The organism is Pseudoalteromonas sp. McH1-42 (assembly GCF_022347845.1).
GTDB classification, from domain to species: domain Bacteria; phylum Pseudomonadota; class Gammaproteobacteria; order Enterobacterales; family Alteromonadaceae; genus Pseudoalteromonas; species Pseudoalteromonas rubra_D.
On record NZ_JAKRFU010000006.1, the window covers coordinates 161,371 to 173,669 of the forward strand.

Below are 12,299 nucleotides of genomic sequence, written 5' to 3' on the forward strand. Positions count from 1 at the left end.
AGTACCTGTTTATATCAATAGCTTTTGGAGTAACTCGAGGGCGCTTATTCATTCTCGTAAACCTCAATGGCACCGGTAAAAATGCGGCGGTCACCAGGGAGTATGACCGCCGCCAGACGTAACTTAGTGGTTTAGAGATTAAAATGCGATGTAACTCGCAGTGGATTGGTTGAATTCAAACACCGAGATCTGGCCACAGCGCGCAAAATGGTTATTGCTGCTGTAGGGCGTGTTAGCCTGATTAATATCACCTTCCCAACCCTCGCCATTTTTAACAAAGGCTTTGATTTCAAACCAACCATTGTGGGATTGACTGCAATCCATGTCCACATCCAGCATCCAGTAGTGCGCACCCCACTGATTCAACGGGGTTTCACCGTAACCATGGCTTTCTACCGTTGCTTTGGTCCCCCACTCGGCAGGCCACAAATTAGTTGTCCAGTCTAGTGCGCTGCCCTGAGCTTCCGCACTTTGGCCTGATTCAGCTCCATGCCAGTCAAGGTAGCTATCGCCCTGCTTCCAGCCTTGTGTGGTCGGGTTTTTCAGGTTGTTATGGCGGACAGGCATAGCACACTGCATTGGATACTGAGCACAATTGCGGCCCAGGGTGGCTGCAAAGCTATGATCCAAGCCACCACGAACAAACAGATCCTGGCCAGCGGCTGTTTCGGCTTTGATAAATACAACCGTTCTTTGCCAGTCCCCTACCGGCTCAGTCGGCGTGTCCCCCAGCTTGCTGTTATGATGAATTGCCACAGCATTCATTGCGCCAATGTTGATACTCGCCAGCCCATTTTGATCAACCGAGATTTGATTACCAAGGCACGTATCGCCCGCAGTATTCTTACCACCGCTGAGGACATCACAGTAAACGCCAGCAGTAAGACCGGTTTGCAGCGTCTGGTTCAGGCTAAAACCTTCACGGTTTATGGCCACAAACCCTTCATCACCACGGGAGAAAGCTATCTGGTTATTACCATTGTCCCACCAATTATTTACTGTCCAGTGGCCTGTGGTATTGTTTCTGAAGTCCATGGCACCTGCAATCATGCTGCGGCGATGTTCACACTGCCACTCATTGGCAAAGCAGTTTAAGGTGCTGCCCTGGTGCACAACACTACCCGGCGGTCCAGCATCACCGTCATGGTCAAAGTCATAACTCGACATCACCTTTGGATAGCCATATGGGTAGGCCAGCATAAAGACATTGGCCAGATCATACAGTGCACCATCTTCATACGTCACCACATTACCGGCACCACCATGGCCTCGCTGGTTGTCATGATTATCAACAAATACCACCGCAAGATAACTAGGCATCATGTCCCAGGCTTCACCAAAACTGCTCAGCCAGGCCAGTTTACCGGACTTGAAGGTGTCACCCAGCTTGGTGCTGTACTTAAACTCAGTAACCAACCCATTTGCAAAATACTCATCAGCGCGTACTGCCTGCCCTCCCTGATCAATGACCTCCTGAAACACCAAAGGGTCGCCACTCACCTTGCTCATGATGGCGGCAATATCCGATGACGCCATGTGTTTACTGGCATCCAGTCTAAATCCAGCGACCCCAATACCAACCAAGTCATTCAAATAACCTGCCAGTGTATTTTGGACATAAGACGCGGAGGTGTTGAGATCAGCCAGACCTACCAGCTCACAGTTTTGTACCCGCCAAGCGTTATTGCCATAATCGGCATCATTTATTGCACATGTTTCGTGAAAGTCCTGTGGACTATAGATTGGGTAATGCTTGTCGCCAAATGTACTGCCCGCAACGCCTGTGCCGCTGCCGTGTGCCATATGGTTAATCACAGCATCAACATAAATATCAACACCTGCGGCCTCACAACGCGTCACCATATCAATAAATTGAGCACGGTTACCGCTACGACTTTCTAGCTGGTAACTGACAGGCTGATAGCGTGTCCACCAGGGAGCGCCGGTGATGTGTTCACTGGGTGGCGAAACCTGTACGGCGGCATAACCTTTTGGGCCCAGAAAGGTTTCACATTCGGTCGCAATATCCTGCCAGGACCATTCGAATAAATGAACAAAGGTTGTGGGGGTGGCCAGTGCCTGAGCAGACATGCCCAACCCCGCGGCGATGAGTGCTGTGTTCAGCACTTTGAGTGACTGTTTAATCATTGTATGTTCTCTGTTGTTGTCATAACGGTAATGTTTACATCACGGTAACAATATAGAGAGATCCGATTAAACGTCTATTGAATACGTATGCAATAAAACGTACCTGCACTTACACTGCAAAAACAGGTTAAAAAAACCCTTACAAGCCTGTGAAGCCCACGATTGTAGCCCTAAAAGCACCCGCTAAATCTGTCTTTATTCCAGTTAACAAGGCACCGTTTTCTGTCCATGATGACATATCTGGTGATAGCTAACTATATGAAAATTATACTTTGTCACAAAAAAGTCGGTGCAAATCCCTTGCTTATGCTGAGGCTTCTGGATAACACTTTTCGACATCACTTTGCAGCGAGTAACACTATGATCCTCAAACAACTCAGATTAAGCAAGCACCTGACTCAGGCTCAACTGGCTATGATGTCTGGATTAAATATCCGCACAATTCAGCGGATAGAACAGGGTCACACTCCAAGCCTGGAGTCTCTAAAATGCCTTGCCGCTGCACTAGACACTGACATCAGCACATTACAACAGGAATCATTTATGACCAATAAACATGCATCACCACGGCCACTGTGGCTACGGATTTGGTTTTTCCTAGGAACATTTCAACGCCAGCCTGGTAGATCATTGCTCATCAGGCTTGAGCGTATTTTACATGGTTTTGGCTTGTTTTTTTGCTTGCTGGGACTCATAAACGAGGCAGCCCTTGCTGGCGGTTTGCTTTTGCTCATCAATGGATACTTTATTAGTTATTGCAAATATATGGGTGACAAGTTCGCTATCTGGTGATAATGCGATCTTCCGCATTGCTAATCACACAATCAGCCACGGCTTCAAACCCCTCTGGGACACGTATCAATAATTCGTACCTGTGTCTGTTACAACTTTATACATTTATTTACGGAATATTCCGCCCACTCCACTTAACTTAAACTCACCAGATATCCTAAAAGGAACAAAAATGAGCGTGCGGATCCATGGTATTGACCTTGCCAGAGCATTGGCAATTTTTGGTATGGTGGTCGTTAACTTTAAACTTGTTATGGGCGCTACAACTGGCAACCCACAGCTGCTGTCATTGAGCAGTTTACTGGAAGGTCGCGCCGCAGCGCTGTTTGTGATACTGGCAGGTGTCGGGCTGACATTGAGCGCTCGCAAAGTGCAAAACCACAACCTACTTCAGCGAAAACAACTGCAAAATAAAGTAATCATGCGTGGTATTCTGCTACTTTGCCTCGGGCTACTTTATTTGCCCGTCTGGCCAGCAGATATTCTGCACTTTTACGGCTGCTATTTTATTCTGGCCTCATGGCTATTGTTCGCCTCTCATCGCACGCTACTCACACTGTGTGCGGTGGTTGTCTCCACTTTCCCTGCGCTATTGCTTATCATTGATTACTCCAAAGGCTGGCAGTGGGAAACACTCACTTACCTTGACTTATGGACTCTGGATGGCCTGATCAGACGCATTTTTTACAATGGCTTTCATCCTGTGTTTCCCTGGATTGCCTTTCTATTATTTGGTATTTGGCTGGGCCGTCAACCTTTGCATAACATCGCTACACAGAGAAAACTCTTTGTTAGCGCGCTTGTTATATTAATCGCGGTCGAGGGGACATTTTACCTGTTACGCACGCTTGCTGTGGAGGCAGGAATGCAAGATCAAGATATCACATTTTTGCTGAGCACCGGACCAATCCCACCTCTGCCACAATATCTGGTATGTGCCACTGCCAGTGCTGTGCTTATCTTAATAAGCTGTATCAAACTGGCCCAGTACTTTGTGCATACAACCATACTTAAAGTGCTGGAACAAACCGGAAAGTTATCACTTACTTTTTATATAACACACGTAATTATTGGTATGGGAATCTTAGAATCACTCAACATGCTTGATAATCAGTCAATTGAAATGGCGCTATTTAGCAGCCTGATTTTTTGCCTGTCAGCGTCGTGTTTTGCCATGCTATGGAGTCGAAAGTTCACTCAGGGGCCGATTGAATGGCTGTTCAGATACCTCATTAATCGGGCTGAGACTTATTCTGGTCACTTTTTCTATGCTCGAAAATAACATGCGAGGTAAATTTTTGGAGCGATTATAATAAGCATCGTGAAGTTTGATTAGGAGTTCTTTCACAAAAACAATAACCAATTGATAAATATAGCATTTACAATAACTAAATGTATTACTTTCCTGCCCTGAACAAGTTCAAATACCGACGTTCAGGTACGTGTATTTTCTTTGTTCGGACAAAAAATTTTCGACTACACTGAAATGAATTTCATCTGACTCAGGTCTTGTCGTTACAGCAGCATGTTCAGGTAGTTAAACACTACCGATAAGTACGGGCATGAACATGCTGCTGAACTACCTGTTGAATAAAAGAGAGTTGTTATTTTGGGTCAGGTAACCGCCACGCTCAGTTTGGCACACACTCAATGAGGAAGATAATATGAAAGCACTAACGGGGGCCGCGATGGCGGTCATGGTTGCAGGCCTGGTAGGCTGTAACTCAACAGACAACACGTCATCCAATACAGCAAATGCAAATACCAGTGGTACGAGTACCGATCTGGTTCATTGCTATGATGTTAACGTTTGTGGTGGCCATAATGACTGCAAAACCGCAAGCAATGCCTGTTCAGGACAAGCCAGCTGTAAAGGGACCGGCTTTGTTGCGATGCCAGCTAAAGCATGTGCTGATGTGGGTGGTAAAGTAAAAGATGAGTGGGTCGGTTCAGTAGCCAAATCTGACCTTGTAAAGTGCAATGACGTCAACATTTGCGGTGGTCACAATGACTGTAAAACCGCTAACAATGCCTGTGGTGGACATGCCTCCTGCAAAGGTACTGGGTTTGTAAAAATGCCAGCCAAAGCATGCCAGGACATAGGTGGCAAAGTCGACAGCTAACAAACTAGCCTTGTGTCAGCAGGCAGACACCTGATATGCCTGCTGATCCTAACCTCTTGCTTTAAACGGAAGACACATTGAAAGCTATACCGCCTTATCTGGGATTTGGCCTGGGACTCAGAACCTGCTATTTCGAAGACATTATCCAAACTCAGCCGGACGTCGATTGGTTCGAGATCATCTCTGAAAACTATTTCGTTGATGGCGGCAAGCCATGGCATTACCTCGATCAGATAAAAGAGCGCTACCCGATTGCAATGCATGGTGTGTCTATGTCGATTGGCAGCACGTCAGCAATAAATTTCGAATATCTTGAGCAGCTTAAGCGCACCATTCAACGCGTCAACCCTGTGTGGATTTCTGACCACTTGTGTTTTTCATCTCTTGGTGAATTTAACAGCCATGACTTACTGCCACTGCCGTATACAGAAGAAGCCCTGACACATTTATGTGAGCGTTTACACGTTATTCAGGATTATTTAGAACGCCCCGTTATCCTCGAAAATGTCTCCAGCTACCTCACCTATCATCAGTCCCAAATGACTGAGTGGGACTTTTTATCGGCATTGCATCAGCAGTCTGGCTGTCAGTTTTTGCTTGATATCAATAACGTCTATGTCAGTGCCAGAAATCATGGTTTCGACGCCATGGATTATCTCAACGCGATCCCTCAGCAAGCGGTTGCGCAGATACATTTGGCCGGACACAGCGACTTCGGCAGTCATATTGTCGATACACATGATCAACCTGTATGCGACGCCGTATGGCAATTGTTTCAGCGTTACACGCAATCAAGGCCGGCGGTCAATACCATGATCGAAAGAGACGATAATTTCCCCCCTTTCGAAACTCTAATGGCAGAGTTGCACCAGGCCAGAGAACTTGCCCCGCTCAGTTGGAGGTCCAATGGATGAGTTAGCCCAACTTCAGCAAGCATTTGTTGCAATGCTCACAGGCACGAAATCAGATTTACTCAATCAGATTGCTCCCCAGCCAGGCCTAAGTATTCAGGACAGAGCTTCAATCTATCAAAATGCCTATCGTATTCGCCTGACCAAAGTACTGGAACAGGACCATGAAATGCTGGGCCTTTACTTAGGCGACGACTTATTTGATGACATGGTGAATGGATTTCTCGCTCAATATCCATCCACTGATCCATCTTTGCGACACTTTGGTGACAGACTTCCCGAGTTTCTCGCGGATCACTCTCCTTTTTCTGACCATGGGATACTGAGCGAAATAGCCCAGTTTGAGCGCCTCTTGTTGCAGGCTTTTGATGCACCGGATGCACCTCGCCTGACAATGCAGGCACTGCAACAGATCCCAGCTAATTTGTGGCCCAATGTCGTTTTTACGCTGCATCCAAGTGCGCGATTACTCGCGTGTCAATTTTCCGCAGTTGAGAGTTGGCAGGCACTGAAACAAACAGACACCCCACCACAGGCTGAACTTGCAACCAGACACTATTGGCTGATTATTCGCGAGCCCGATTTACGCACCGCATTTCATCCGCTCTCTCACAGTGATTATATATGTCTGACTACCCTGAAAGAGGGCCTGCCTTTTAGCTTCGTCTGCGAAGCCGCAGCCAACTTGCATCAGGATACTGAAACCGGCACACAAGCCGTTATGCAACTGCTGCAAAAAGCACTCAACGCAAATTGGCTTAGCGAGTATCAGCTTCCAGATCCTATCCAGGCTCCCTCGGAATAAGGCGTCTTATGAAACTTAGTGAAAAAGTCCGTCTATATCAGATGAGCCTGATCGCCAGTATGTTATTTGCGTTTGTGGGCTTTACTTACAACGCCTGGCGACTTGAGGTCTCCGAGCAAAACAATAATATACGAACGGCTTGTTTCGAAATGCTTAGAGAACTGGCACAACTTGAACAGCTTATCTACATCGCTCATTATGATCAGGACAAAACACAAGGCAGCCCGAGAAAAGGCTGGGTAAGCGTAGGCTTAATCAATGATTTCAGCTACCTGACCAACGGTGAACTGCAACAAAGTGCCTCCACACTCAAAGCTACCTGGTCTGATAACTGGCAAAATATTTATGCCAGTACCCAGGCTGTTGATTTGGTGGTTAAAGATATTGACACTGTCCGCGGTGACATCAAACAATTGCTTAATGAACTGGATTAACCGCGCTTTTCGTAGTTACACGCTTTGGCAGCCTGATCTCAAAACATGCTCCGCCCAGATCTGTGCTTTCCTCACTCACACGCACAGTACCATCATGCTTGCTGACAATTGACTGGACTATCGCCAACCCCAGTCCACAACCTCCGGAATCCCGAGAGCGGCTGGGATCAAGCCGGGTAAATGGCTCAAAAATACGCGCCTGTTTTCCCGGCGGTATACCTATTCCATCGTCTATAACACGAACCACCAACTCGCCAGACTGCTCCCTTAGTTCAACGCGAACCCTCTGCCTGGCAAAACGACCTGCATTTCGCAATAAGTTGGTGAACAGTCGCTTTACCAAAGCTTCATCGCCTTGCCAATGTATCTCTTGTGCATCCAGTTCAAAGTCAACCTGAGGATAAAAAGGGGCAACCTTGTCCAGAGTTTCCTGCAATACAGAGCTCATTTGCAACACAACCTGTTTTGGTTTGACTGAGTTGTCTTTCACTCTGGCGTAATACAACAACTCACTGACGAGGCCTTCCAGATCCTGTAGTGATTGATTCAGACTGGTATGGAGCGCCTCTCTCTCCTCCTCTTCTGCATCTTCCAGCATATCCAATGCAAACTGCATCCTGGCCATAGGACTGCGAAACTCGTGCGCCACACCATGTAACAGATCTCGCTGCAACGTTATTCTCGCCTCACCTTCATTTAGTTGTGCGTCAACTAATTGCGAAAGCTGTTGCAGACTGCTCTTCAGATCCTGAGGCTGGCTCAGCGCTACGGGCATTTGAGCAAGTCGTTCAGCCAACACATTGCGCTCTTTAATATTCAGATACCAGAAAACAAGGAGTAAAAGCAGGTTAAGAAAGGCCGATATAAGCCAGTCAAACCAATCAACCAAGTAATAATAAACATCCTGATCAACCAAAGGGCCGATTTCGAGCACCTCATTATCGTTCAGCACAAAATACAATGTGGCATTTAAGTAATCAACCAGCGCTTGCTGTTTCTCAAGTTCAGCAAATTCGCTCAGCTGCGACTGTGAATAAAAGTCAGCATTGCGCCTCACCACCAGCGCCTGAGTATCGTACCGTGCTTCAAGACGCATCTGCTGTTCAGATAACGAGAGTGGTGCAGGTTGCGCAAGTTCAGTTTGAACTTTGGCCCCAACTTCATCTAAAAACTGATTTTGCGTTTCGATATATCGGGTTTCAATCTCAACAAGTAAGGTATCGCGCACTGTCAGAGCTACCACACTATTGAGCACAACGGCCAGGGCGATAAATACGCTCAGCCGTAAAACATTAACTTGCAATCAGATATCCTTTATTTCTTATTGTTTTAATAATTTTAGGCTCTTTTGGGTCATCCCCCAGTTTCTTGCGCAGCCTGGAGATGCGCAAATCAATTGAGCGGTCCATACCATCAAATTCAAGTTTAAAGATAGTGCGATACAGTTCATCTCGCGACAGTATCCGGCCCGCAGAGTTAGCCAGCAACCATAACAGTTCGAATTCAGCACTGGACAGCAAAACCTCTTTGTCACCGCATGTTGCTTTGCGTTTTGCTAAATCAACACAGATTTCGCCATCATTAATTGTTCGCACAGTCTGACTGGTTTGTGTCACAAGCATGTTATGGCGTCTTAATTGTGCCCGAACGTGCGCCAATAAGACTCGAGGTTTAACGGGCTTACACAAATAGTCGTCAGCACCAACTTCCAACCCGGTTACTTCATCAATATCGTCTACCAATGCCGTCAGCATAATAATGGGCCCGGTAAAACGCCCCCGGATCTGACGGCAAATACTCAGGCCATCTTGACCCGGTAACATTAAATCGAGTACAAGTAGATCCGGTGCGAACTCTTCAACGCGCACAACAGCCCCATTTCCCTGTTCATAACAAGCGACATCATATCCATTTTTTTGCAGAAATTGAGACATCAGCTGCGTGAGTTCTCGATCATCATCTATTAAAAGTATTTTTTGTTGTGTCGTCATTTACAGCCTGTTTAAACACGCATCATATATTTTAAGGTTATACGCTTTCGCGTACTGATAAGCTTCTGCTCGTGCTGCTTTATCTGCTTCACTACGCAAGGTATCTCCGCTGCCTGGCATCGCTTTTACACCACATCGGGCCTCCAGCGCTTTAAATTCAAATTGCTCGAAGCCCGGCACCACAGGTCGCCGGCCTGTGGTGTAATATAAACGGAAATCTTGCTTATCCATTGCCCCCGCAAGTTCTTGTTGAAGCTTACTATCTGAAGCAGTCTCTTGCTGATTCATCCCCTGACATCCCGCTGCCAATCCCGCACTGAGTAAAGCACTCAGAACGGTTAATTTACCTTTCATTTTTTTTCACTCCTAACCTACAGCAAGCGCCAACCATCAATAACCAAAGCAGTACAAACAACGTTCCCCCTGAACCACCATCATCCAGAGATTGATTAGGAGTCTGTGGATCCGGTTGCGGATCGGGCTGAGGATCTGGTTCGGGATCTGGCTCAGGCTCAACTGGTGCAGCCTCAACAATGACCTCAACACTACCAGATGCAGTGCCTCCATTACCATCACTGACGGTATAACCGATTGTATCAGAGCCAGAAAAATCGGAGCCAGCCGTATAGAGCAAACCGTTAGACGCAATCGTGACCGTACCGGTTCCCTGATAATCCACAGCAGAGATACTCAGCGCATCACCATCAACATCCGTGTCATTGCTCAATACAGTTAATAATACTTGCTCTGCCTGAAACTCCACATTAGCACTGTCGTTTTCCACGACGGGTGCATCATTAACCGCAGTAACCGTTACCTCTACGTTAAATCGTTCACTGTTTTGATTGTCCTTTGTTGCGAATGCCGCGACATTCAGCGTGCCATTATAGTTTTCATTCGGGATCACTGTCAGATCTGTATAGGTATAGTTATCACCGGGCAACAGAGTGATTAAATCAACAGCCAGCCCGAGCTCAAAGTTAAGATCTTCTTTTTTAATCTGTACACGGTCATCTTCCGCAACAGAAATCGGGCTTTGAGATTCAAACACAGGCACTATCGGATCTGGTGGGCCATCAGAATTGATTGTAAAGTTGCCGGAGTTAATCGCAAAAAAGATATTATCGGTGCAAGCAACCCGCACTCGGGCGGAGTTAGTGCTAATTGCAGATGTGATCAATACTTCCTGTTGCCCGTCATTATCGACCCCATTCGCCAATGATGTGCCAAAAGTCACACCAGCATCGGTAGAAAGGCTAATGGTCACTCTGGAACAAGAAACCGGAGCATTCTGGGTATTCGCAGTATCCCAGGTCACAGTGTGTGTGTCAGTTAGCCACTGGCTACTGCTATCAGGCTGCGTTACGGTGAATCCATTTTGCGAATCAACCACAGTCACCTGCATCGTATCGCTGGCAACATGCCCCTGACCATCTCTCACTGCCAGACGAAAGTTAAGGGTGCGACTTGTTGTGGGGTACACCTCTCCATAAGCCACACTATTTGACAAAATATCAATTAATTTAGGAAAGGTTCTGACCGGATCCATTGTTGGATTAAAGACCCGAAACAAAGGCCCCGACCCTGAGTCAATGGCATCCTGGCTCGCACTATTTGTAGCCGACCCTAGGTCGAACTGCTGCCAACTGTAGCTGAGTGTATCTGAATCAGTATCGGTTGCGCTGCCTGTTAAAATGAATGGCGTGCGTGCCGGTATTGTAAAATCGCTACCGGCATCAACCACTGGACTTTGGTTAGTCAGGTTAGTACGGGCGCCACAAGTACTCCCAACCCCCTGACGCGTCACTGCAACCATTTGCTCAATGGAATGCAAATGAAAGAAGGGATCTGAATTCTGCTGTAAATCTTGCTCACCGCAGATACCTGTGTACCCCATGATTGTCGAACCACTGCCCGGCTCATAGGCTGATAAGCCGGAGCGATTACCCTGACAGGCGCCCACCAAACCATTAAAAGTATGTTCAGCACCTAGCTGATGACCAATTTCGTGAGCTACATAATCGATATAAAACGCGTCTGTTTCAGGTATAGGGCTGCCAGTCAAACCAGCCGCTTTCTGGGTTGAGCAAACCACCCCCAGCCCGGCAACGCCTCCCCCTGAGGTTACCACCAAATGTCCAATATCATAATCCGTGTCACTCATGACGTTTTCAATCGCTTGTGAAATGGTATCTCCGTTGATGTCCTCATCCGTATTTGTAAATGGATCCGTGTCAGCATCCACAAAAATGATCTGGTCATTGTTAGCAACCAGCTGAAATGTGACCCCAAGATCCCGCGCATAGACCTGGTTCACTCGATTTACCATAGTCACAACGGCAGCCAGACCTAGCTGACGTGTACCGCCATGATAAGCGGTATATTCTCCCGTAGCTGCGACGGCAAGACGGTAGACTATTTGTTCACTGATCTGGCTGGTTTGCATCAGCCCTTCTGGTTTATTTGCCATAGAGTCAGATATACCAGGAAAGCGAATTGCGCGGTGACGTTTAATGTCTTGAGCATGGTCATGATGAACCGCTGGATTAAAAACATAACTACGATAGTTGTTTAACGCCGACTGAGGGTCAATGTAAACAGTTTGCCCCTGGTGTTCAAACATCCCATAAAACCCTCTCGGTGACAGATCAAAGGTGCCCTGATTTTGAGGCTTTCCTACTTCAACACCTTTAAACGTCCTTATTTCTGGATACTTTTTTGCCAGCTCGGGTGCCATCACCTGGCTCGGTACCAGGCGAAACGTTACAAATTGCCCATTTGGCAGCGGCAAAACCATATCTACCATGTTTACCGTTTGGAGTGTTGCTCTGACGGATGCTATGTCTAGCTCTAGGTATTGCTCAGTATTGCCAGACTTAAAATACTTGTCTTGTTCAAGCATAGTCCAGTGAGTCTGGCCGATTAAATGGACCGCCAATGCACTTTGGCAAGTAAGAAAAAGCATCAGGCATATCAGTGAGAGTTTATTCATAGTCAGCCCCGTCGGATTGTTGTCATTGCGGTCATAATTCAACCATACAACTACAAGCATAGACGGTCAGTAACCATTTGTAGGCGCTTTGTATCAGGATTGA

At 46.8% G+C, this 12,299-nt stretch carries 11 protein-coding genes; 6 read left to right on the forward strand and 5 right to left on the reverse strand.

The window, feature by feature from the left end:
- Nucleotides 1-138 precede the first annotated feature (138 nt).
- The gene (locus MHN31_RS06690; RefSeq protein ID WP_239443859.1) at nucleotides 139-2,091 is read right to left on the reverse strand and encodes an alpha-amylase family protein; all 1,953 of its coding nucleotides are present in this window, start codon (nucleotides 2,089-2,091) and stop codon (nucleotides 139-141) included.
- Nucleotides 2,092-2,508: 417 nt separating this feature from the next.
- Between MHN31_RS06690 and MHN31_RS06695 the strand changes: the two genes are divergently transcribed.
- From MHN31_RS06695 to MHN31_RS06720, 6 genes are all read left to right on the forward strand, one after another.
- On the forward strand, nucleotides 2,509-2,940 hold the full coding sequence (locus MHN31_RS06695; protein WP_125557794.1) for a helix-turn-helix domain-containing protein: 432 nt from the start codon (nucleotides 2,509-2,511) through the stop codon (nucleotides 2,938-2,940).
- Between the two features lie 172 nt (nucleotides 2,941-3,112).
- Entirely contained in the window at nucleotides 3,113-4,222 is a 1,110-nt protein-coding gene (locus MHN31_RS06700) for a DUF418 domain-containing protein (RefSeq protein WP_239443838.1), read from the forward strand.
- Between the two features lie 382 nt (nucleotides 4,223-4,604).
- Nucleotides 4,605-5,063: a hypothetical protein gene (locus tag MHN31_RS06705; RefSeq protein WP_239443839.1), complete on the forward strand. Its 459-nt coding sequence runs from the start codon at nucleotides 4,605-4,607 to the stop codon at nucleotides 5,061-5,063.
- Nucleotides 5,064-5,140: 77 nt separating this feature from the next.
- Nucleotides 5,141-5,977, forward strand: coding sequence for a DUF692 domain-containing protein (locus MHN31_RS06710; RefSeq protein WP_125557812.1), 837 nt, complete (start codon nucleotides 5,141-5,143; stop codon nucleotides 5,975-5,977).
- Nucleotides 5,970-6,779: a DNA-binding domain-containing protein gene (locus MHN31_RS06715; RefSeq protein WP_239443840.1), complete on the forward strand. Its 810-nt coding sequence runs from the start codon at nucleotides 5,970-5,972 to the stop codon at nucleotides 6,777-6,779. Before MHN31_RS06710 ends, MHN31_RS06715 begins: the two co-directional genes overlap by 8 nt.
- 8 nt (nucleotides 6,780-6,787) lie before the next feature.
- A complete protein-coding gene (locus MHN31_RS06720; protein WP_125557816.1) occupies nucleotides 6,788-7,213 on the forward strand; it encodes a hypothetical protein in 426 nt (141 codons plus the stop codon).
- Here the strand turns inward: MHN31_RS06720 and MHN31_RS06725 are convergent.
- From MHN31_RS06725 to MHN31_RS06740, 4 genes are read right to left on the reverse strand one after another with little or no spacing between them, the layout of a single operon-like run.
- A complete protein-coding gene (locus tag MHN31_RS06725; RefSeq protein ID WP_194866964.1) occupies nucleotides 7,197-8,516 on the reverse strand; it encodes an ATP-binding protein in 1,320 nt (439 codons plus the stop codon). The two genes, MHN31_RS06720 and MHN31_RS06725, sit on opposite strands and share 17 nt — an antisense overlap.
- Nucleotides 8,506-9,204, reverse strand: coding sequence for a response regulator (locus tag MHN31_RS06730; protein WP_239443841.1), 699 nt, complete (start codon nucleotides 9,202-9,204; stop codon nucleotides 8,506-8,508). Before MHN31_RS06730 ends, MHN31_RS06725 begins: the two co-directional genes overlap by 11 nt.
- Nucleotides 9,205-9,558 carry a hypothetical protein gene (locus tag MHN31_RS06735; protein ID WP_125557822.1) on the reverse strand — a complete coding sequence of 118 codons (354 nt, stop codon included), beginning with the start codon at nucleotides 9,556-9,558 and terminating at the stop codon, nucleotides 9,205-9,207.
- Nucleotides 9,548-12,196, reverse strand: a complete 2,649-nt coding sequence (locus MHN31_RS06740) for a reprolysin-like metallopeptidase (protein WP_239443842.1) — start codon at nucleotides 12,194-12,196, stop codon at nucleotides 9,548-9,550. The genes MHN31_RS06735 and MHN31_RS06740 overlap by 11 nt, the downstream gene beginning before the upstream one ends.
- Nucleotides 12,197-12,299: the final 103 nt, after the last annotated feature.

Coding starts and splice junctions, on each gene's coding strand:
- MHN31_RS06690 (WP_239443859.1), bottom strand. CDS start 2,091: ATGTCTGCTCAGGCACTGGCCACCCCCACAACCTTTGTTCATTTATTC.
- MHN31_RS06735 (WP_125557822.1), bottom strand. CDS start 9,558: ATGAAAGGTAAATTAACCGTTCTGAGTGCTTTACTCAGTGCGGGATTG.
- MHN31_RS06705 (WP_239443839.1), top strand. CDS start 4,605: ATGAAAGCACTAACGGGGGCCGCGATGGCGGTCATGGTTGCAGGCCTG.
- MHN31_RS06740 (WP_239443842.1), bottom strand. CDS start 12,196: ATGAATAAACTCTCACTGATATGCCTGATGCTTTTTCTTACTTGCCAA.
- MHN31_RS06695 (WP_125557794.1), top strand. CDS start 2,509: ATGATCCTCAAACAACTCAGATTAAGCAAGCACCTGACTCAGGCTCAA.
- MHN31_RS06720 (WP_125557816.1), top strand. CDS start 6,788: ATGAAACTTAGTGAAAAAGTCCGTCTATATCAGATGAGCCTGATCGCC.
- MHN31_RS06715 (WP_239443840.1), top strand. CDS start 5,970: ATGGATGAGTTAGCCCAACTTCAGCAAGCATTTGTTGCAATGCTCACA.
- MHN31_RS06730 (WP_239443841.1), bottom strand. CDS start 9,204: ATGACGACACAACAAAAAATACTTTTAATAGATGATGATCGAGAACTC.
- MHN31_RS06700 (WP_239443838.1), top strand. CDS start 3,113: ATGAGCGTGCGGATCCATGGTATTGACCTTGCCAGAGCATTGGCAATT.